18 protein-coding genes and 5 tRNA genes are annotated in these 20,509 nt (G+C 70.3%); 12 read left to right on the top strand and 11 right to left on the bottom strand.

Features of this window, described 5'->3' with window-relative positions; all coding sequences use genetic code 11:
* Positions 1-804 carry a helix-turn-helix domain-containing protein gene (locus tag ABD259_RS17560; protein WP_344102308.1) on the bottom strand — a complete coding sequence of 268 codons (804 nt, stop codon included), beginning with the start codon at positions 802-804 and terminating at the stop codon, positions 1-3.
* 231 nt (positions 805-1,035) lie between these two features.
* Here ABD259_RS17560 and ABD259_RS17555 point away from each other — a divergent pair, with 231 nt between their 5' ends.
* Positions 1,036-1,311, top strand: coding sequence for a hypothetical protein (locus ABD259_RS17555; RefSeq protein WP_344102309.1), 276 nt, complete (start codon positions 1,036-1,038; stop codon positions 1,309-1,311).
* 172 nt (positions 1,312-1,483) lie between these two features.
* On the opposite strand, the gene thrS is transcribed toward ABD259_RS17555, so the two are convergent.
* The gene (thrS, locus tag ABD259_RS17550) at positions 1,484-3,457 is read right to left on the bottom strand and encodes a threonine--tRNA ligase (protein WP_344163939.1); all 1,974 of its coding nucleotides are present in this window, start codon (positions 3,455-3,457) and stop codon (positions 1,484-1,486) included.
* 290 nt (positions 3,458-3,747) lie between these two features.
* Here thrS and ABD259_RS17545 point away from each other — a divergent pair, with 290 nt between their 5' ends.
* Positions 3,748-4,953: an FAD-dependent monooxygenase gene (locus tag ABD259_RS17545; RefSeq protein ID WP_344163936.1), complete on the top strand. Its 1,206-nt coding sequence runs from the start codon at positions 3,748-3,750 to the stop codon at positions 4,951-4,953.
* A gap of 234 nt (positions 4,954-5,187) precedes the next feature.
* Complete coding sequence (locus ABD259_RS17540; protein WP_344163933.1) at positions 5,188-5,469, top strand: PGPGW domain-containing protein; 282 nt, start codon at positions 5,188-5,190, stop codon at positions 5,467-5,469.
* 279 nt (positions 5,470-5,748) lie between these two features.
* On the opposite strand, the gene ABD259_RS17535 is transcribed toward ABD259_RS17540, so the two are convergent.
* Positions 5,749-5,822, bottom strand: a tRNA-Val gene (locus ABD259_RS17535).
* A 447-nt stretch (positions 5,823-6,269) separates the two neighbouring features.
* Between ABD259_RS17535 and ABD259_RS17530 the strand changes: the two genes are divergently transcribed.
* Positions 6,270-6,689 carry an SsgA family sporulation/cell division regulator gene (locus ABD259_RS17530; RefSeq protein ID WP_344102315.1) on the top strand — a complete coding sequence of 140 codons (420 nt, stop codon included), beginning with the start codon at positions 6,270-6,272 and terminating at the stop codon, positions 6,687-6,689.
* 299 nt (positions 6,690-6,988) lie between these two features.
* Here the strand turns inward: ABD259_RS17530 and ABD259_RS17525 are convergent, their stop codons facing one another.
* Complete coding sequence (locus ABD259_RS17525) at positions 6,989-7,831, bottom strand: aminotransferase class IV (protein ID WP_344102317.1); 843 nt, start codon at positions 7,829-7,831, stop codon at positions 6,989-6,991.
* A 408-nt stretch (positions 7,832-8,239) separates the two neighbouring features.
* Between ABD259_RS17525 and ABD259_RS17520 the strand changes: the two genes are divergently transcribed.
* The 6 genes from ABD259_RS17520 (at position 8,240) to ABD259_RS17495 (ending at position 10,193) form a co-directional block, all read left to right on the top strand.
* Positions 8,240-8,671 (top strand): roadblock/LC7 domain-containing protein, encoded by a 432-nt coding sequence (locus tag ABD259_RS17520; protein ID WP_344102319.1) that lies wholly within the window; start codon positions 8,240-8,242, stop codon positions 8,669-8,671.
* Positions 8,672-8,894: 223 nt separating this feature from the next.
* A tRNA-Gly gene (locus ABD259_RS17515) sits at positions 8,895-8,967 on the top strand.
* A gap of 41 nt (positions 8,968-9,008) precedes the next feature.
* Positions 9,009-9,081, top strand: a tRNA-Gly gene (locus tag ABD259_RS17510).
* 45 nt (positions 9,082-9,126) lie between these two features.
* Positions 9,127-9,201 (top strand) — tRNA-Cys (locus tag ABD259_RS17505).
* 12 nt (positions 9,202-9,213) lie between these two features.
* A tRNA-Val gene (locus ABD259_RS17500) sits at positions 9,214-9,287 on the top strand.
* A gap of 87 nt (positions 9,288-9,374) precedes the next feature.
* The gene (locus ABD259_RS17495) at positions 9,375-10,193 is read left to right on the top strand and encodes an alpha/beta fold hydrolase (protein ID WP_344102322.1); all 819 of its coding nucleotides are present in this window, start codon (positions 9,375-9,377) and stop codon (positions 10,191-10,193) included.
* A gap of 33 nt (positions 10,194-10,226) precedes the next feature.
* Here ABD259_RS17495 and ABD259_RS17490 read toward each other — a convergent pair whose 3' ends face one another.
* Complete coding sequence (locus ABD259_RS17490) at positions 10,227-10,598, bottom strand: FKBP-type peptidyl-prolyl cis-trans isomerase (protein ID WP_344102325.1); 372 nt, start codon at positions 10,596-10,598, stop codon at positions 10,227-10,229.
* A 157-nt stretch (positions 10,599-10,755) separates the two neighbouring features.
* Positions 10,756-11,949: a mannose-6-phosphate isomerase, class I gene (manA, locus tag ABD259_RS17485; protein WP_344102327.1), complete on the bottom strand. Its 1,194-nt coding sequence runs from the start codon at positions 11,947-11,949 to the stop codon at positions 10,756-10,758.
* Positions 11,950-12,623: 674 nt separating this feature from the next.
* Here manA and ABD259_RS17480 point away from each other — a divergent pair.
* The gene (locus tag ABD259_RS17480; RefSeq protein WP_344102329.1) at positions 12,624-13,997 is read left to right on the top strand and encodes a GntP family permease; all 1,374 of its coding nucleotides are present in this window, start codon (positions 12,624-12,626) and stop codon (positions 13,995-13,997) included.
* Here the strand turns inward: ABD259_RS17480 and ABD259_RS17475 are convergent.
* Positions 13,981-14,748: a FadR/GntR family transcriptional regulator gene (locus tag ABD259_RS17475; protein ID WP_344102331.1), complete on the bottom strand. Its 768-nt coding sequence runs from the start codon at positions 14,746-14,748 to the stop codon at positions 13,981-13,983. The two genes, ABD259_RS17480 and ABD259_RS17475, sit on opposite strands and share 17 nt — an antisense overlap.
* 136 nt (positions 14,749-14,884) lie before the next feature.
* Between ABD259_RS17475 and ABD259_RS17470 the strand changes: the two genes are divergently transcribed.
* The gene (locus ABD259_RS17470; protein WP_344102333.1) at positions 14,885-15,409 is read left to right on the top strand and encodes a gluconokinase; all 525 of its coding nucleotides are present in this window, start codon (positions 14,885-14,887) and stop codon (positions 15,407-15,409) included.
* Between the two features lie 81 nt (positions 15,410-15,490).
* Here ABD259_RS17470 and ABD259_RS17465 read toward each other — a convergent pair whose 3' ends face one another.
* From ABD259_RS17465 to ABD259_RS17450, 4 genes are all read right to left on the bottom strand, one after another.
* Entirely contained in the window at positions 15,491-16,240 is a 750-nt protein-coding gene (locus ABD259_RS17465; RefSeq protein WP_344102335.1) for an IclR family transcriptional regulator, read from the bottom strand.
* Between the two features lie 224 nt (positions 16,241-16,464).
* Positions 16,465-17,163: a sarcosine oxidase subunit gamma gene (locus ABD259_RS17460; protein ID WP_344102337.1), complete on the bottom strand. Its 699-nt coding sequence runs from the start codon at positions 17,161-17,163 to the stop codon at positions 16,465-16,467.
* Positions 17,153-20,128, bottom strand: coding sequence for an FAD-dependent oxidoreductase (locus tag ABD259_RS17455; protein WP_344102339.1), 2,976 nt, complete (start codon positions 20,126-20,128; stop codon positions 17,153-17,155). Before ABD259_RS17455 ends, ABD259_RS17460 begins: the two co-directional genes overlap by 11 nt.
* Positions 20,125-20,475: a sarcosine oxidase subunit delta gene (locus ABD259_RS17450; protein ID WP_344102341.1), complete on the bottom strand. Its 351-nt coding sequence runs from the start codon at positions 20,473-20,475 to the stop codon at positions 20,125-20,127. The genes ABD259_RS17455 and ABD259_RS17450 overlap by 4 nt, the downstream gene beginning before the upstream one ends.
* Positions 20,476-20,509: the final 34 nt, after the last annotated feature.

Below are 20,509 nucleotides of genomic sequence, written 5' to 3'. Positions count from 1 at the left end.
TTAGAGGCCTCCCTTGATCTCGTAGATCATTGCTATCGAATCATCAGGGGAAAGCGCGTCTGCCTGCAAGGCACCGAACGCTGCTTGCAGCACAGCAACACGCTTCATCTTATCGAATGTCAAGCCACCCATGGCATGTTCCGCGTACCCGACAGTCTTTCCATCAGGCATCGTGCTGACACGAAAGGGAGGATGGAAGCCTGCACCCGTACGGGAGTCAGGAAGTACCTGGAACTCGATCTCACCCTTTTCCGAAAGATCAATAATGTGTTCGAGCTGCCTCTTCAGAATCTCATCCCCTCCCACTGGACACCGCATGACGGGAGAGCGCACGACGAACCACAGGAGGGGTCCTGATGGCACAATCGCAGGCAATCGACTCGTGCGAGCCTTGACAAGCTGCTGGAGCTGCTCAGTGGTTCGCCTCATGTAACGCGGCCCCAGGATGGCACGAGCATAGTCCTCTGTCTGAAGCAGCCCAGGAACAACTACGGACTGATACTCGCGGATCTCAGCGGCCTGGCGCTCGACTTTCAGAATACTTTTCAGGTGATCAGGGACATCCTTCGTGTCACTGATCTCATCCCAGAGTGCAGTAAGAGCACCCCCTGTGGCAAGCGCCCTGTCCAACTCTTCGGCATACTCCCGCTTTGGGGTTCTTGTCCCTTTCTCTAGAGCACTCAATTGCTGCCTACTGAGGGGCGCGCCCCGAGCGAGCTGCGCTTGCGTTTTCCCAGCTAAAGAACGCAATCGGCGTAGCTCTCCGCCCCACTGAGCCCAGACCGCATCAACTTTTTCTGCCATGTCCACAGGATGCTTCAGCTGTCTCCAAGATTCCACGGTTTCTCGGAGATGCCATAGATCTGTGGCGAAAGAGGAAGGCCACGGCTTGTGGAGTGATGCTTGTTCCACGCCCGCGGAGGGCGCCGAAAGGAGGTGACGGACCATGATCCGCACTCGACTGAGGAACGCACGCTCGGTGCGCCCCTATGTCACCGGTATGCACCTGCACTGCACCTACCACCGGTGGCCACGATGACCGAAAACCACATCATCCTGAAGAAGTCGGACATCCCGACGTCCGGCCGCCTGGAAGTGTGGCAGGGCGGAGAATTCTCCTGGTACCCCGACGCAGAGCAGGAGGGGTATTACTACTGCCAGCTCCTCGATGAGTCCGGGAACGTCCTCAAGCTGACGAAATTCGACTGGAGGTTCCTGCGGGAATTCATCGTGTGGAACGTCGAGCGAGGGTTGTACAAGCGCCTGTGCAAGCCGCTGCATGTCACACAGCAGGACACACGCGACTGGTAGTTCCACCCCCGCTGAGGACTCCATAGACCCCCCGGGCTTCCTGGGTGCCCGGGGACTCCCCCGAGCGGATTCGGGGATCTCCGTTCGGGGTTGAGGTGAGGGGGCGCGCTGTGCTGGCAGCGCGCCCCCTCGTTCTTCTCTCTCGTTTCCTATGCTGGCGACGCGGCGCCGACTACTGGCGCTCGCGCACGGCAGCGAGGATCTCGGCGACCGCGTCATCGACGGCGACGCCATTTTTCTGCGACCCGTCGCGGTAACGGAAGGACACCGCGCCCTTGCTGACGTCCTCGTCGCCCGCCAGCAGCATGAAGGGGACCTTCTGCTTCTGGGCGTTGCGGATCTTCTTCTGCATCCGGTCGTCGCTGGAGTCGACCTCCACCCGGATACCCTCGGCGCGCAGCTTCTCGGCCACCTTCTCCAGGTAGGGCACGTGCTCGTCGGCGATGGGGATACCGACCACCTGGACCGGGGCGAGCCAGGCCGGGAAGGCGCCGGCGTAGTGCTCCAGCAGAACCCCGAAGAACCGCTCGATCGAGCCGAACAGCGCGCGGTGGATCATCACCGGCTGCTGCCGCGAGCCGTCGGCCGCCGTGTACTCCAGCCCGAACCGCTTGGGCTGCTGGAAGTCGACCTGGAGCGTCGACATCTGCCACGTACGACCGATGGCGTCCTTGGCCTGGACCGAGATCTTCGGGCCGTAGTAGGCGGCGCCGCCCGGGTCCATGATCAGTTCCAGGTTCTGCTTTTCGGCGGCCTGCCGCAGGACCTCGGTGGCCTCCTCCCACTCCTCCGGCTCGCCGATGAACTTCTCGGACTCACCGCGGGTGGACAGCTCCAGGTAGAAGTCGCTCAGCCCGTAGTCGCGCAGCAGGTCGAGCACGAAGGTGAGCAGGGTGTCGAGCTCACCCGGCATCTGCTCCTTGGTGCAGTAGATGTGCGAGTCGTCCTGGGTGAACCCGCGCGCGCGGGTCAGCCCGTGCACCACACCCGACTTCTCGTAGCGGTACACCGTGCCGAACTCGAACAGTCGCAGCGGCAGCTCGCGGTAGGACCGCCCGCGCGACCGGAAGATCAGGTTGTGCATCGGGCAGTTCATGGCCTTGAGGTAGTAGTCCTGGCCCTCGAACTGCATCGGCGGGAACATCGCGTCGGCGTAGTTCGGCAGGTGGCCCGAGGTCTCGAACAGCTTCGCCTTGGTGATGTGCGGGGTATTGACGAACTCGTAGCCCGCCTCCTCGTGGCGGCGCCGCGAGTACTCCTCCATCTCCTTGCGGATTACGCCGCCCTTGGGGTGGAACACGGGCAGGCCCGAGCCCAGCTCGTCGGGGAAGGAGAACAGGTCGAGCTCCGCGCCGAGCTTGCGGTGGTCGCGCTTCTCGGCCTCCTCCAGGAAGGTCAGGTACTCCTTCAGCTTGTCCTTCGACTCCCAGGCGGTGCCGTAGATGCGCTGCAGCTGCGGGTTGAGCTCACTGCCCCTCCAGTAGGCCGCCGCGGAGCGCATGAGCTTGAAGGCCGGGATGACCTTGGTGGTCGGCAGGTGCGGGCCGCGGCAGAGGTCTTTCCAGCACAGCTCGCCGGTGCGCGGGTGCACGTTGTCGTAGATGGTCAGCTCGTCGCCGCCGACCTCGACGCCCGCCCCCTCGGCGGCGTCGCCCGCCCCGCCCTTGAGGCCGATGAGCTCCAGCTTGTAGGGCTCCGTGGACAGCTCGGCACGCGCCTCCTCGTCGCTCACGGCGCGGCGGTCGAAGCGCTGGCCCTGCTTGATGATCTGCTGCATCTTCTTCTCGATGTTCTTCAGATCAGCGGGGGTGAACGGCTCGTCGACGTCGAAGTCGTAGTAGAAGCCGTTGTCCACGGGCGGGCCGATGCCCAGCTTGGCCTCGGGGAACAGCTCCTGCACCGCCTGCGCCAGCACGTGCGCGGTGGAGTGCCGCAGGATAGCGCGGCCGTCCTCGGAGTCGATGGCGACCGGCTCGACGACGTCGCCCTCGGCCAGTTCACGGTGGAGGTCGCGCAGCTCGCCGTTGACGCGGGCGGCGATAACGGTGCGCCCATCGGCGTCCAGCGCCTGCCCGGCCGTCGTCCGGGCCGCCACCACACGCTCGGTTCCGTCGAGGGTGACACGCAGCTCAGGCACGGCAGACACAGTGACTCCTTCAGAGCACATCGGGGATGTTGCAACGCGAATAAGAACATGGGTCCGAGCCGCCCTCGACGTTGGCCGTCGCGGCCTGCCCCAGGGACGGTCTCCGATTCCCTCAATAGTACTGACTGACGTAGGGGTTCCCGCTCGTTCCCTGAACCGATACCGGCACCACGCCGCTGCCCCGGTCTCACGAACAGCGGGGAAACCCGGGTGCCACCGCGCCCGTGCCGGGGTAGGAATTGAAGTCGGGGAGTCACACGGGGTGGGGTCGGACAACACAAGGAGGTTCCGTGCGGATCGTCGTCGTGGGCGCCGGCATCGCGGGGGTGACGCTGGCGGCCGCTCTGCGCGACAGCGGAGTGGAGACCGTCCTACTGGAGCAGACACAGGAGGTCACCCCGGTGGGCGGGGGCCTCCAGCTCGCACCGAACGCGGCCCGCCCGCTGCTGCGGCTGGGCCTGGGCCCGGACTTCGCCGAGGTCGGCGTGCGCCTGGAGAGCCGGGACATGCTCCACTGGGCCGACGGCACCCTGGTGCACTCCATTCCCATGGGTGCGGAGTTCGAGAAGCGCTTCGGCGCGCCCTTCTACACCATGCTCCGGTCCGACCTGCACAGCATCCTGCTGGCCGCCGCGCCGCCCGACTGCGTTCGGCGCGGGCACTACGTCACCGACGTCCTGGAGAACAGCGACGCCGTGACCCTGCGGTGTGCCGATGGGCAGGAGGTAAGGGGCGACGCCGCGATCGGCGCCGATGGCGTGCACTCCATCATCCGCTCACTGCTCAACGAAGAGCGGCCACGTCCGGGCGGGCGCGTGATCTATCGCGGCCTGATCCGGTCCGACCGCGTCCCCGAGCACCTGGCGGAGCCCCGGATGCGGGTGTGGATGGGACCGGACCGGTACTTCTCCTGCTACCCGGTATCGGGCGGGACGACGGTCAGCTTCAACGCGCTGATCCCGACCGGGGAGCCCCGTCCGGACTCGTGGACGGCCGCGGGCCGGATCGACGACCTCGGGCGCGCGCTGCACGGCTGGGACCCCGACGTGCACACGCTGTTGTCCTCGGCCAAGTGGATCGGCGCTTGGGGGCTGCAGGAGCGGACGACGGTGCCGGTGTGGCACTCCGAGAGGATCGCGCTCATGGGCGATGCCGCGCACCCGACCCTTCCGTACTTCGCCCAGGGCACCAACCTGGCGGTGGAGGACGCCATCGTGCTGGCCGACCAGCTGCGCCGTTCGACACCCCTCACCGTGGGCCAGGCGCTGGCCGAGTACGCGACGGTGCGCAGCCGGCGCGTCAAGGAGGTGCACACGACCATCTGCGCGTCGCTGCGCGCACTCGAACAGGCCGAGACCGAGGAGCGGCGCGTGATCCTCGCCGACTCCGAGATGGCCACCGCCGACTGGATCTACGGGTACGACCCTGAGCACCCCGGCGAAACGACCGCGGCCTCCTCCTCCATCGGCAATCACCCCAATCGCCCCAGGACATAACCGAGGGTGCGTGATTCAGGCCCTGGCGTGGTTCTGGTAAAAGTTTCCGGTCCAGGGCCATCCGTCACAGATCTAGCGCCTGGGGGCGGCTATCGTTACCTCATGTCTCCGAGTTCTCCGAGCACCGTGACCAGAACAGAGGATCCGGACCCGGCGACATCCTCCCTTCCCGCGCCACCTCCTCGTCGATCCAGACGGTGGCGCAGATTCCGCACCCGCCTGCGGATCTGGCGGATGCGCATGCACTCCCACCCCGCTCTGCACTGGACCTGGCAGATCCTCGTCGGTGTCGTCGGCACCATCGTCCTGATCGCGGGCGTCATCATGTGCGTTACTCCCGGACCCGGCATTGGCGGGATCATCATGGGACTGGCGATCCTCGCCACCGAGTTCCCGTGGGCGCGGCGCCCGCTGCGCCTCGCCCGCCGTTGGGCCGTCAAGGCGACGGACCGCGCCCTGCGGGCCAAGCGGCGGCATCTGGGACCCCACGGCCTGCTGTCGCGCTTCCGCAAGTAGGGGCCCTGGGACAGGGCAGCGCCGCTTCAAGATTCGGCCACCACGAATCCGGAGCTCTGCACCGACCAGATCCGGACAACTCTCTGCTCGGCCCGCGCCCCGGGCCGACGGGGGGCCAGCTCCTCCCGCTGGCCGCGCTGACCTGCGATGCAGCCGGAATCACCGGCCATCGTGCGGTGGGGTGGGGCCGTTCTGCCGCCACCGTTCCACGGCGCGTGCAGCGCCAATACCCAACGAAAAGGGCCGACTCCCAAATAATGGAGTCGGCCCCTGAGCAAGTGGGCGATACTGGACTCGAACCAGTGACCTCGTCGGTGTGAACGACGCGCTCTAGCCAACTGAGCTAATCGCCCTGCTGTGTTGGCTCCGCCTTGCCCTGCGGTGCGAACAAGTAAGACTCTAGCGCATCTGACGGGGTGGTTGACGCGCCATCCGCTCCCCGGGAGGGGTTCGGCGCTGTGATCGACGTCTCACTGCACGGTTCGTCGGGTCGTCCCAGGGCACGCACAACGTGAAATCCCCTCAGCGGCGGGGAGTCTGGACGCTTAACGGACATGGGGCCCACCCCACCCCCCTTGACGTGCGTGACGCGGCACACAGATCATCCGGAAATTCCTGGTTTCCCCAGCTCATTACAGTGACGGAGGATCGGAGAAGCTGTGGCGACGATGCCCCCTCCGGATCCGAGAACAAATTCTTCTGAGGTTTTCCGCGTCATAGGTCTGGACCGGCCGCGTTAGAGCGGGTGACGGCAACCGACCCGCACTACGCGGGGCCGGACGAGAAAAGGTACGGCGAACATGAACAGTAGCGGCACCACTGCCAGCGCCGAGCTGGGCCTTCGGCTCGTGGTCCCCGACCGCACAGCGGTCCCTCTGGTCGCGCGGCTCGACTACACCGCCGATGACCCCTACGCCATCAAGGTGGCCTTCCACACGGGCGAGGACGAGCCCGTCGAGTGGATCTTCGCCCGCGAGCTCCTGACGGTGGGCATCGTGCGCCCCGTCGGCGAGGGCGACGTGAAGGTCTGGCCCGCCCGCGGCGAGGGCGAGCGCACTATCAACATCGCGCTCTCCTCTCCGTTCGGGCAGGCCGAGTTCGACGCTCAGGTCGCGCCGCTGGCGGAATTCCTGCACCGCACGTACGAGATCGTGCCCGCGGGCCAGGAAGGCGACTACATCGACCTGGACTCCGAGATCGAGCGGCACCTCTACTCCTGAGGCGCCGGCCGCGGTCGCGCCGCGGCATTCACCCGACCCCGCCGAGTCCCATACGCGACACGGACCGTACGGGCAACCGATGGTCACCGGATCAGCACCCTCACGACCCACCATGTCCGAAACCAGGGAAATACGGACAGGTTTCCGGTCGGTGGTTTACCCCGCGGCCTGCGGCCAAAACCCGTAACGGGCAGGATTCGTAGGAAAATGCCGCGGCTCTTCGGAGCCGCGGCATTTTCCTTACTGTCTGACCTGCGGTGATGTGCTGAGACACGCGGTCTCCGGTGCCGATCCCGCCATCACGGGTCCAGGTCGGACGCGCTGCGCTCGGTGAACACCTCGATGACCTTCGACGTCACCGGGCCCGGTGCCGCGGGCAGCACCCGGTCGTCGATCGCGCGGATCGGCTGCACGTCGCGGCCGGAGGAGGTCAGGAACGCCTCGGTGATATCCGGCAGCACTGACATCGGCACGTCGGTCTCCTCGCCCCCGGCCCACTCCAGGACCAGTTCGCGGGTGATCCCGGCCAGCGGTCCGGCCGACAGGGGGGGTGTCACCAACCGCCCCCCGAGCACCACGAAGATATTGGTGGCCGTCCCCTCGCACAGGTTTCCCGCGGTGTTGGCGAAAATCGCCTCCCCCGCGCCCCGCTTGCGCGCGTACTCCACGGCCACCACGTTCTCGGCGTACGAGGTCGTCTTCATCCCCGTGAGGGCGCCGTGCTCGTTGCGCTTCCAGGGCACCACCACGACATCGTCGGTGGGGGAGATGGGCGGGAAGGGCCCGATCGCGACGATGTAGGTCAGCTCTCCCCCGGTCCGGTGGGACCCGAGCGGGCCCGGCCCACCGGTCACGGTGATCCGAATCCGGGACGACGGCACGTCCGGATTGGCGTCCAGCGCCTGGCGGACGCCGTCGGCGACGAGGTCGAGGTCGGGTGCGGGCAGTCCGATGCCCGTGGCCGAGCGGGCCAGCCGCCGCAGGTGGCGGCTGAGGGCGAACGGCTCCCCACCGATCCCCTTCACCGTCTCAAACACGCCGTCGCCCACCGTGATCCCGTGGTCCAGCACCGGAATTTGGGCGTCCTCTACGTCGAGTACGCGCCCCCGCCCGAACCCGGCACCGGCGATCCACACCCGCATCGTCCTCATCCCCCTCGTTCTGCGTTTCCTCATCGTGGAGTGACCTTCAGCCCTGATCCTGCCACCTGGGTCGCGACACGCGGGAGGCATTGCGCCGCAGGGCCCGTGCGGGACGACCCTGGCCTGGGCGGCAGCGCAAGACCTGTGACCAACACTGGCCGACCCCTGTAGAGCTCGCTTACGGATGGGTACCGTTACGAAACGGCCGGTGATCTCTCCTCCGTTCGCCGACGCGCCACTCCCGGTTGACCCCGGGGAACCGGACACATGTGTTACGAATGGCTATCATCTGGGCAACGCTTATGGGGGCCCCGTATACACGGAGCCTCTCGGTGGGCCATGTGTGGGCTGGTCCGGTCGCAACTCGCCGGGCGCCGCCCACCCGGACGAACACAGATCAAGAGAGCTATGACCTCACAGAGCACCGCACCTGGCGAACTGAGCTGGCTGCTCGATGACCTGCTTACGCGCGCGCAAGGCACGCAGCATGCCATCGTGCTGTCGACCGACGGACTGCTGATGGCGTCTTCCAGCAGACTCGACCGCTCGGCCGCAGAACACCTGGCGGCCATCACCTCGGGACTGCACAGCCTGGCCGGGGGAGCCAGCAAGCAGTTCGGCGCCGGCGGCATCCGGCAGAGCATCATCGAGATGGACGAAGCTTTCCTCTTCGTCGCGGCCGCCGGGGAGGGGGCCTGCATGGCGCTGGTCTCCGACACCGACTGCGATGTCGGCGCCGTCGCCTTCGAGATGCACAAGGTGATCGAACGCGTCGGGGAGTACCTGTCCGCGCCTCCGCGCCCGGACATGCCCACCTCACCCGCGCATGTGGAGCGCTGACCACCCCGAGGCCCCACACCTCGGTACAGCGTCGGCGGCTCCCTGTCGGCACGGCCCGCACCACGTCAGCGGGCCGTGCGGAGGCTCGGCCGCCCCCGTCACAAGAGCGTGCGGCATCACCGTCGGTCATTCGATTTCGCGCATGCGCCGATATCCGCTAGAGTTCGTAACGCAGCGAGGGGGCAGCGCCCCGGGAAACCGGGTCGGGCCGGATCCCCTCCGCGCGGACGTGGCTCAGCTGGTAGAGCATCACCTTGCCAAGGTGAGGGTCGCGGGTTCGAATCCCGTCGTCCGCTCGCAGTAAAAAACGGTTGTCGGGCGCAAAGCCCCACAGCACGCGGACGTGGCTCAGCTGGTAGAGCATCACCTTGCCAAGGTGAGGGTCGCGGGTTCGAATCCCGTCGTCCGCTCGGAGAGGCCGCATGGGTTCACTCACGGGCTCGAGCGCGGCTCGTGGCGGAGTGGCCGAGTGGCTTAGGCAAGGGACTGCAAATCCCTGTACACGGGTTCGATTCCCGTCTCCGCCTCCATGCTTCGCATAGGCGCGGTTAGCTCAGTTGGTTAGAGCGCTACCTTGACACGGTAGAGGTCACAGGTTCGAATCCTGTATCGCGCACCGGAAGCGGCGAATGGGGCCAGAGGACATCCTCTGGCCCCATTCGTCGTTTTCACGCCCGCGCGGCATCGGGTACACCTGATGTTCATGGACACGACACGCATCGTCTACGAGCGCGGTGGCAGCGGGACTCCCGTGGTCCTGCTGCACGGGCTGGGCCACCGGCGCCAGGCGTGGTACCCGGTCATGGCCGACCTGAGGGAGCGGCACGAGGTCATCGCCCTCGACCTTCCGGGGTTCGGCGATTCTCCCGCTCCGGACGTCGAGCGTGCCTACGATGTCCCTTCGCTCGTCGATACGGTGCGCCGGTTCTGCGACGACCTTGGTCTCGACCGGCCGCATCTCGTGGGCAACTCCCTGGGCGGAGCCGTCGCGCTGGAGCTAGGCGCAGCCGGTGCGGCGTCGTCGGTGACGGCCCTCTCCCCCATCGGCTTCAACCCACCGCCCGCCGGGGCCGGCGCGCGGCTGCTCGCCGGCGCCGCCCAGGTGGCGGCGTTCGTGCCGCCATCGGTGCTGCGGGCCGCGACGCACAGCCCGGCAGGGCGGGCACTCGCCCGGCGCGCGCTGCGCGGCGACCCGTCCGACCCCGCCGACCGGCACCTCGCCTTCGACGCGAGCGCGATCACGGCCGGGTCCCCCTATGTGCGGCTCGCACCGCACGTGGCGGCCTACACGTTCACCGCCTCGGTGGTCCCCTGCCCGGTGACCATCGCGTGGGGCGACCGCGACCGCCTCCTCCCGCCCAGCGGCGCCCGGCGCGCCCTGCGCAGGATCCCGCACGCCCGGCAGGTCACGCTGCTGGGCTGCGGGCACATCCCCATGTCCGACCATCCCCGTGCGGTGGCGGCGGAGATCCTGCGGACAGCGGACATCGCGCGGGACCGCGGTCGGCGGGCGGTCGCCTAGCGGTCCCGCGCGGCGTCGAGCCCGGGGCCCGGCTTAGGCGACCTCGACCAGGTCGACGACGAAGACCAGGGTCTCCCCCGGCTTGATCGGGCCCACGCCGCGGTCGCCGTAGGCGAGGTGCGGCGGGATGACCAGACGGCGCCGGCCGCCGACGCGCATGCCCATCACGCCCTGCTCCCATCCGGCGATGACCTGGCCCCGCCCCAGCTGGAAGCGGAGCGGCTCGCCGCGGTTCCAGGAGGCGTCGAACTCCTCGCCGGAGGAGTGGGCGACGCCGACGTAGTGCAGTGCCACGTGGGAGCCGTGCCCGGCCTGTGTGCCCTCCCCCACGGTGATGTCGGTGGTTTCCAGGTCCGCCGGGGGCGGGCCGTCGATGAAGTCGATTTCGGGACGCTCAAGCGCCATGTCACTACCCCTCAGGATGATCTCTACAGATAAGCACCCCAGGGTATCGGCGGTGACGGCGTCGGGGCGCCGCGCGCGGCTCTGTTCACCGACAGCCGCACGACCGCCCGCGGCTGGGCGGCTGGTGCGTGGCGGGGGCCCGCCGGGGACGGGCGGGTCAGTCGCCGATGGTGGCGGCGACCACGTGGCCGGAGCCGCGGGCGCTGACCACGCCGGAGTCGGCCGGAACGAAGACGGACTCGCCACGGCTCAGGGTCATGGCTGTCCCGGACTCGGCACGGAGTTCGGCCGTGCCGTCCAGGGCCAGGACCACCGAGGGCACCCCGCCGGGCAACCGCGCGTCGATGGTGCCGGGGCCGAGCACGGCGAGGGCGAACTCGCCCACGCCCGGCCGGAACTCGGTGCGCCCGTCCGCTGTGACCGGCTGGGAGTAGGGGACGGGGAGGACCGAGAAGTCGACGACCTCCAAGAGTTCGGGAACGTCGACGTGTTTTCCGGTCAGACCGGCGCGCAGGACGTTGTCCGAGCTCGCCATCACCTCGACCGCAGTCCCGCGCAGGTAGGCGTGAACGTTTCCGGCCGGGAGGAACAGGGCCTCGCCGGGGCGCAGTGTGATGCGGTTGAGCAGCAGCGCGGCCACCGCCCCCGGGTCGCCGGGGTAGCGCCGCGCGAGTTCGATGACGGTGCCGCTGTGCTGTCCGGTCGCGACACCGGCGGCGGCGCGCTCCTCGCATTCGGCGATGAACCCGCCAACGAGCCGTTCCCGCTCGTCGCCGGGCAGGGTGAGGGCGCGCGTCAGGGCGGCGCGCAGAGCGCGGTGCGGGTCGGGGGCGGACAGGTCCTCGCGCAGTGCCCCGGCCAGGTCGCTGACGAGGCCGTCGAGGTCCGCACGGGCGTCGTGCGGGTCGCGGAAGCCGCACAGCGCCTCGAACGGCTCCAGGGCGAGCACGAGTTCGGGCTTGTGGTGGGGGTCCCGGTAGTTGCGGTGCGGGGCGTCGAGAGGGATGCCCGCGGCCTCCTCGGCGGCGAATCCGGCGCGGGCGCGCGCGGCGTCCGGGTGGGCCTGGAGGGAGAGGGGTTCCTCGGCGGCGAGGACCTTCAGCAGGAAGGGGAGGCGTTCGCCGAACCGGCTGACGGTCTGCTTGCCGAGGACGTCCTTGGGAGCGGAGGCGATGAGCTCGTCGAAGGTGGTGTCGCCGTCAGCGGTGCGCAGGGTGCTGGGGGCTCCGTGGTGGGCGCCGAGCCACAGCTCGGCCTGCGGCCGGCCGTTGGGCTCGCGGCCGAGCAGGCGTGGGATGGCGACCGTCGATCCCCACGCGTACGGGCGTACTTGGTTGGTCAGCCTGTGCATCCGCTCTGTTCTTCCCATCGCCGCCTCGTCGGACCGGTGGAGCCCTCAGTCTCGTGGACGGGCCGTCGCCGCGTCGGCAGCGGCACCGCCACCTGGCGGGGTGGTGCCTGCTCTACCACCACCGATCACGACGACACGTTCCGGCGATGTTACCGACTGGTTTATCTGCAAACCAGTTGCGCTGTCCAGTTCATCCTGACAGTCCCAGGTCCGCGGTGTCGCCCAGCTTCGCCAGTTCGTGCTCATTCGCCCGTCATCGCGGACCGCACCACGGAGGGCGGCGCCTGCTCCCGTGTCGCCGGTGATCACACGCTTTCCCCCTGCGTTCCCCCGGTTGGCCGGGCGGCTTCCGTGGTCGTCAGGGCCTGGGGACCCAGGTGAGCAGGGCGGGCGCCCTGGTTTCTGTCCGGTGTGCCCGAACAAGCGCCACGACCGTCGGCGGGGCGAGAGCGGGTCGCGCACGGCGCGGAGCCCGACGTGCGCGGTGGCGACCGGCGGGGGCACCCGGATAACAATTCCGAACGGGGCGGATCACACCGGTTCACAATGGTATTACCATTGCCTCCCAGGTGCCGCTGGGCCCAGCCCCTCTGCCCGTCTATCCCCCCACGCACCGCCCCGCACCACCCCACCCGCCCGCCGGTCGCGGCGCGCACCATTCGGGAGGCAACCTCGTGGAAGCCATCGAGCCCGCCTACGGCACCGGGCCGCTGCTGCTCATCGCGGTCGGCGCCGTCGCCGCCCTGCTCTTCTTGGTGATGAAGGTGCGCCTGCACGCCTTCGTCTCACTGACCCTGGTCAGCCTGCTGGTGGCGGTGGCCACCCGGATTCCCGCGGACGAGATCGTGCCGACCCTGCTCGACGGCTTCGGCGACACCCTGGCCAGCGTCGCCCTGCTGGTCGGCCTCGGCGTGATGATCGGCCGCCTGATGGAGGTCACCGGCGGTGCGGCGGTCCTGGCGAACACGCTGATCAGGGCCTTCGGCGAGCAACGGGCACCGCTCGCGCTCGGTGTCGCCTCGCTGCTCTTCGGGTTCCCCATCTTCTTCGACGCCGGCCTGATCGTGATGCTGCCGATCGTGTTCAGCGTCGCCCGCCGCCTGGGCGGATCGGTCCTCCTCTACGCCCTGCCGGTGGCGGGCGCCTTCGCCGTCATGCACGCCTTCGTACCGCCGCATCCGGGGCCGGTCGCCGCCACCGGCCTCATCGGCGCCGACATGGGCGCCACCCTGGTCGTCGGCCTGCTGCTCGCCCTGCCCACCTGGTACCTGGCCTCCTACCTGTTCGCGCTGTTCACCGGACGGCGGTTCCAGCTCCCGGTCCCCGACGACGTCCTCGGCGACGGGGCCGACCACGACGACGCGCCCCGGCTGTCGACCGTGCTCGCGATCCTGCTGCTGCCGATGCTGCTGATCTTCGGCAACACCGGCCTGACCACGCTCTCCACCATCGGGGCCGTCGACGGCGACGCCGCGTGGGTGCGGGTGCTGGTGCTGCTCGGGCAGACGCCCGTGGCGCTGCTCATCACCGCGGTGACGGCCATGGTGGTGCTCGGCCGGGGACGGCACCCGCGCGAGCGCGTCGAACAGATCAGCAACGAGGCCCTGGGGCCGGTCTGCTCGATCATCCTGATCACCGGCGCCGGGGGCATGTTCGGCGGGGTGCTGCGGGCCGGCGGTATCGGGGAGGCCCTGGCGCACAGCCTGGAGTCCACCGGCCTGCCGATCATCGTGGCGGCGTTCGCCGTCGCCACGGCGCTGCGGGTGGCGCAAGGCTCGGCGACGGTCGCGCTGACCACCACCGCCGCGCTCATCGCGCCCACGGTTCAGGCGACCGGCGGACTGTCCACCATCGACCTGTCGCTGATCGTCATCGCGGTCGCCTGCGGCTCCACGGTGCTCTCCCACGTCAACGACTCCGGGTTCTGGCTGGTCGGCCGCTTCCTCGGCATGGACGTGCGGACCACGCTGCGCACCTGGACGGTGATGGAGACGCTGATCGGCGTGATCGGCTTCGGCTTCGCCTACCTGCTCAGCCTCGTTCTGTGAGTCCCGGAGCGTCCGGAGGTCCCGCCGCGTTGGCGTCGGCCTCGTCCAGGGCCGCCACGACCTCGATGACGATCGCGCGCATCGCGGCCTCCGCGACCTCGGGCAGGCCGCTGTGGATCGCTGAGGCGACGTGCGCGTGCAGGCGCAGCGCGTGGGGGCGGGGCCGGTGCGGCATCAGCTGGTAGGTCGTGCGGCCGGTGAGCACCTCGGCGACGACGTCGGAGAGGCCCGCGAACATCTCGTTGCCGGACAGCCGCAGGATGCGCCGGTGGAACTCGATGTCCAGGTCGAGGAAGGCCGCCAGGTCGCCGCGCTCCCCCGCCTCGGCCATCCGCCGGTTGACATCGACCAGCGCGTCGCGCTCCGCCCGCGCGGCGCGGCGGGCGGCGGAGGCCGCGGCCGGGGGCTCGACCGCGGCGCGCAGCTCGTTCAGCGAGCGCAGCTGCGCCATGCGGCCGGGGCCGGCCAGCCGCCAGCGGATGAGCTGGGGGTCGTAGACGCTCCACTCCGCCTGCGGGCGGACCCGGACGCCGGTGCGGGGGCGGCTGACGACCAGGCGCATGGACTCCAGTACCCGCACGGCCTCGCGGGCCACGGTGCGCGAGACCCCGTAGTCGCGCTCCAGGCGGTCGAGCGTGAACACGTGGCCGGGTTCGACCTCGCCGGCCGCGATCGCCGGGCCCAGCTCCGCCAGGACGCGGTTGTGCAGGGTGCGGCGGGCCGGGCCGCCGTGATCGGCGTGGGCGCTCATCGGGCTCCTCGCTGTGGCCGGACCGGCGCCGGCCGCGGGGGCGCGGACGCTCCGGTCCGAATTATTGGTAACACTATTGGTACGCGGTGCGCACGGACGTCACATTCTCGCGTGCCCGCCGACCGGGAGGGAAACCATGCACTTCGTCGTCATGGGCGTATCAGGAAGCGGCAAGAGTACGGTCGCGCTACGGGTCGCCGAGCGCCTGGGCCTGCCGTTGGCCGAAGCGGACGGGTTCCACCCCGCCGCCAATATCGCGAAGATGTCGGCTGGGGTGCCACTGACCGACGAGGATCGCCGCCCATGGCTCGCCTCGCTCGCGGAATGGATCGCCGCCCACGAGCGGCGCGGCGCGCCGACGGTCGTGGCCTGCTCGGCGCTCAAGCGCGCTTACCGGGACATCCTGCGCACGGGGGCGCCCGATGTCCGCTTCCTCCACCTTCACGGGTGCGGATCCCTGCTCGCGCAGCGGCTGGCGGAGCGCTCGGGCCACTTCATGCCGCCCGCGCTGCTCGACTCCCAGCTGGAGACCCTGGAACCGCTGGAGGGCGATGAGGAGGGCGTCACCCTCGACATCACGCCCAGCCCCGACGTCCTCGTCGAGCGCGTCGTCGGCATCGTCGCCGCGGGTCTGGGGCGGGTCCCGGGCGCCCGCCACTGACACCCGGAGGGGCGAGCGGGCGCCGGTGGCCCGGAAGGATCGAGTGGGCGATGGGGGCGGAGGGCGGGCGGGGACGCGGGGTCAGGCCGAGGCCATGTGCCCCATGCGGGCGGAGATCTCCTCGGCGGCCTTCAGGACTGATTCACCGATGACGTCGAGGAGGTTCTCCTCCATCCGGTATGAGGGGCCCGAGGCGCTGACCGCCGCGATGACCTCGCCGGTGAGTCCGCGGATGGGAGCGGCGACCGCGTTGAGGCCGACTTCCAGCTCCTCCACGGCCGTGGCGTATCCGTTCTGCAGGATTTTCTCGAACTCTTCGCGCAGGGCGTCGGGGTCGGTGATGGTGCGGGGGGTGAGCCCCTCCAGCTCTCCGCGCAGGATCCGGCGCTGCTCGGGCCGGGACATGAAAGCGAGCAGCACCTTGCCGCTCGACGTGGAGTGCAGGGGGTTCTGGCGGCCGATCCAGTTCTGGCTGACCACAGCGGAGGAGCCGCGCACCTGGTCGATGTTGACGACCATGTCGCCGCTGGGGATCGCGATGTTGACCGTTTCGCCGAGGTCGGCGGCGAGGTCCTCGCAGACCTGACGGCTCTGCTGGGTGAGGTCGAGCCCCGCCGCCATCGTTCCGGCCAGTCGGATGATGCCGAAACCGAGCTGGTATTTTCCGCGCAACCCCGGTTGTTCCACCAGGCCGCGCCGTTCCAGCGCGCCCACCAGGCGGAAGGCCGTCGACTTGTGGACGCCGAGTTCCACGGCGATCTCCGTGACTCCGGCCTCACCGTGCTGCGCCAAAATCTCCAGGACGGTGATGGCGCGGTCCACCGATTGCACCGGCGCACCATCCTTACCGGAGGCTGTCCTGGTCGCCTCCGCTTCACCACCCGACCCCCGCTCGGACCGTTCCCCTCGTGGTGTGTTCCGAATCTTCTCTGCGCGGTGGTCGTTGGAAGCCATGGTCCTACGATAGTGGGGGAAAGTCAGCGCTCCCTGGACAGGAGCGTCCGATCTGTCATCCACGCAGGTCAGCGCAGTTTTATGGGTCCTGTATTCCAGCGTCAGCCCCTGGTGGCACTCCCCCGTGTCTCGGTTTCCATCGCGTCCAGCAGCCGCCGCGTGAGGTGGTCGGCGAACGACGCGCGCACGAGGATGCGGAACACCGGCACGCCGTTCTCCAGTCCCTTCTTCTCCCTTACCCCGTTTCCGGTGCTATGCATCCCCGTGTGGAGGATGCCGACGTTGGTCGTGGCGAACAGCGTCTGCGCGTAGGCACCCGGCCCGAAGACGCGCGGGTGCAGGTCCAGCGGGCAGCCCTGGGCCAGTACATCGCGGGCGCGCGGGCCCCGCAGTTCCAGCACCGCGCGCTGCGCGGACACGTCGACGACGCTGCCGCACACCGCGCCGTACTCGCCGCCCAGGGCCGCGCGCAGCCCGGCGGCCAGGCCGCGCCCGGTAGCACCGCCGTCCATGACCAGGTACCAGCCGGGGCCGCACCACAGCACGTAGGGGCGGCCGCCGCCCGAAGCGCGTCCGGCATCGGGCAGCGGACAGCCCAGGAACTCCCTGGCCAGCCGGGAGGCGGTCTCCTCCTCGTCGGCGTCGACGCGCAGTTCGACCTGGGCGAGGAACGGCACTTCCCGCAGGAGCGCGGTGTCGGCGGAGCCCGCTCCGCCAAGGCGGTCGGCCAGGTGGGCGGCCGGGCTGCGCGGTTCGGCGCGCGGGGCCGGAACCCCGGCCGTCATCGTCTCATCCGTCACGTCGCAGGCCCTCCTTGTCGTAGAACACCGGATCGGTCACGGTCACCGGGACGATCCGGTCCAGGTGCACGGCGTAGAGCCGTTCCCCGTGCCGCTCGCGGCCACCGCGCAGCAGGCCGAGCCCGAAGGTGCGGCCCAGTGCCGCGCTGTCGTAGGCGGAGGTGACGCGGCCCTGGGTGGGGGCCGGGCGCGGTGGGGGCGCGGTCGGCGTCGGCCACGCCGCAGAGCTGTCGGTGGGGGCATTGCGCGCGGCACCCGGCGGCCCGGCCACCAGCTGCGCTCCCTCGGCCAGCACATGGCCCGCGTCGTCGGGGAGGAGCCCTACCAGCTGCTCGCGGTCCTCGCGCGCGGTGTCGGCGCGGCTCAGCGACCGCTTGCCCACGAAGTCCTTGCGCTTGGAGACCGCCCACTCCATGCCGAGATCGATCGGGGTGACGCTGCCATCGGTCTCGTGGCCGACGACGATGAACCCCTTCTCCGCCCGCAGGACGTGCATGGTCTCGGTGCCGTAGGGAGTGATGGCGTGGGGTTCCCCGGCCGCCATGACCGCCTCCCACACGGCACGCCCGTACCAGGAGCTGACGTAGATCTCGAAGGTGAGCTCGCCGGTGAAGCTGACGCGCAGCACACGGGCGGAGACCCCCGCGACGGTGGTGTCGCGGAAGGTCATGAACGGGAAGCCCTCGGCGGAGACGTCCAGGTCGGGGGCGATTCGCGCCATGACGTCGCGGGCGCGCGGCCCGACCACGCTGACCGTCGCGAAGTGGTCGGTGGCGTGGGTGAAGTGGACGCACAAATCCGGCCACTCCTCCTGGGCCCACTCCTCCAGCCAGGCGAGCACCGTCTCGGCGTTGCCCGACGTCGTGGTGACCAGGTAGGAGTGGTCGGCCAGGCGCACGGCGACGCCGTCGTCGAGGACCATGCCGTCGGCGCCGCACATGACGCCGTAGCGGCAGCGTCCGACACGCAGGGTGGAGAACTTCCCGGTGTAGATGCGGTCGAGGAACACCGGGGCGTCGTGGCCGGACACGATGATCTTGCCGAGAGTGGAGGCGTCGAGCACCGCCACGCCCTCCCGGGCGGCGTGGCACTCGCGCAGCACGGCCGCGCGCATGTCCTCCTCACCGCGGGGGTAGTAGCGGGGCCGCTTCCACTGACCGACGTCCTCGAACACCGCGCCGTGGGCCACGTGCCAGTCGTGCATGGGCGTGCGGCGGGCCGGGTAGAGCAGGTCCCCGCGGTCCGGCCCGGCCAGGGCGGCGAACGGGACGGGCGCCACCGGTGGGCGCTGCCGGGCGCCGCCGACCTGGTCCATGGACCGGTCGAGCCACTGGGCGACGATCCCGGCGGTGAGGACGCCCGAGGTGCGCCCCTGGTCGGGGCCGGTTCCGACGGTGGTGAAGCGCTTGATGTGCTCGATGGAGGTCATTCCGGCATCGATGGCGGCGCGGAGGTCCGCGAGCGTGACGTCGCGGTGCAGGTCGACGAAGGTCAGCGCGGCGTCGCTGTGCGGCGCGGTGACCGCCCACAGCGCCATGGGCGGTGCGCCGCCCGCCGCGTCGCCGGTCCCGTCCTCCTCACTCGTCTGCCCTTCGGTGCCGTCCGCCGCCCGGGGAGCCGGGACGGTACCGTCGGTGCGCAGCGCCGCGACGGCCGCCGCCTGGCCCGCGCGATGTCCGGCGGCGCGGGCGGCGTCGGCGCTCCGGGTTCCCGCCGCCGCGCCCACGCAGTGCGTGGCGTCGGGCAGGGGGCCCGGGAGGAACGCGGCGTGCGGCGGCGACCAGCGGGGACGCATGCCGGTGTGTGAGGCGAGGGCGATCGCGGGGTCGTGGCCGCCGGAGACGGCGAGCAGATCGCAGGCGAAGGTCCGGTCCGGCCCGGCGACCCGGCCCTGGCGGTCGACGGGGGCCAGCGCGGCGTCGGACAGCACGCCGTCGGCGGTGGCCACGGTCCGCGTGGCGGCGTGTTCGGTGAGGACGTCGACGCCGCGCTCGCGCAGCGCGGCGACCGGCGCCGTTCCTGGCGCGGGGCGGGCGTCGGCGACGGCGGCGAGCTCGATTCCGGCGTCGTGCAGGTCGACGGCGGCCCACAGCGCCTCGTCGTGGCAGCCGGAGACGACGGCGCGGCGTCCGGGCAGGACACCGTAGCGCCAGGCGTACCGGGCGGCGGCGCCCGCGAGCATGACGCCGGGGCGGTCGTTGCCCTGGAAGGCGAACGGCCGCTCACCGGCGCCGGTGGCCAGGACGGTACGGCGGGTGCGGATGCGCCACAGCCGGTAGGAGACGGGCCGGGGCCGCGCGTCCGGCACGTTGCCGGTCGCGTCCTGCCGCGGACGGCGCTCCAGCGCGATGTGCTCTCCGTGGTCGTAGTGGCCGGTGACGGTGGTGCGGGTGAACACGCGCACCTCGGGGTGGGAGTGGAGTTCGGCGAGGGCCGCCGCGATCCACTCGGCGGCGGGCGTCCCGTCGATGTGGCGCCGCGAACCCAGCAGGTCGCCGCCGGGGTGGGGGCGCTCGTCGGCGAGGATGACCCGCGCTCCGACACGGGCGGCGGCCAGGGCCGCGGCGAGTCCGGCCGGGCCCGCGCCGACGACGAGGACGTCGCAGTGCGCCCAGGACTTGTCGGCGCGGGCGGGTTCGCGGTCGTCGGGCAGGCGGGCGTATCCGGCCAGCCCAGCGGCGCGCAGGCCGTCGTACGTCTCGACGCGGGTGGCCTGGGCCATGGCCTCGCCGGGGGACGAGTCCACCCGCACGTAGGCGCACGGCTCGGCGGCGTCGGCGGTGTACACGCCGCGCGGGCGTCCGGTGGAGATGGAGGTGCCCACCGTGCGCACCCCGGCGGCCAGCAGCGAGGCGGACAGCGGCTCCCCGGCGCGGGCGGTCAGGGCGCGGCCGTCGAAGACGACGCCGACGTACGGCGCCTCGACCCCGGTGGGGTCGTTCCAGTCGGGGCGGCGGCCGCTCATGCCCGGCTCCCCCGGGTCGAGCGGGCCGGATCCGACGCCGCCGCGTCGGCGCGTTCTCCGGTTCGGCCGGTATCGGGTGCGGGCAGCTGGGTTCCGGCCGGGCCGGAGGCGGCGATGCGGTTGTCGAGGGTGTCGCGCAGGACGTGGCACCAGCGGCGGCACCCGGCGGTGTGGAACCAGCGCTCGGCGAACCAACCCTTGGGGTTGTCCCGGACGAACAGGAACTCGGCCCAGGCGCCGTCGTCCAGGGCCCAGGGGTCGCGCGGGTAGGAGACACCCGCCTGCCCGCCGTAGCGGAATTCGGCCTCGTCCCGGGGGCCGCACCAGGGGCAGGGGATGAGCAGCATCCGAGGTTCCTCCTTCGTGGCGTGCCGGGTGGGT

Origin of the sequence: Nocardiopsis rhodophaea, assembly GCF_039530945.1 — a bacterium.
In the GTDB taxonomy this organism is placed as follows: domain Bacteria; phylum Actinomycetota; class Actinomycetes; order Streptosporangiales; family Streptosporangiaceae; genus Nocardiopsis_C; species Nocardiopsis_C rhodophaea.
Note: the sequence above shows the minus strand (reverse complement) of the source record. Positions and strands in the feature narration are given on the sequence as shown.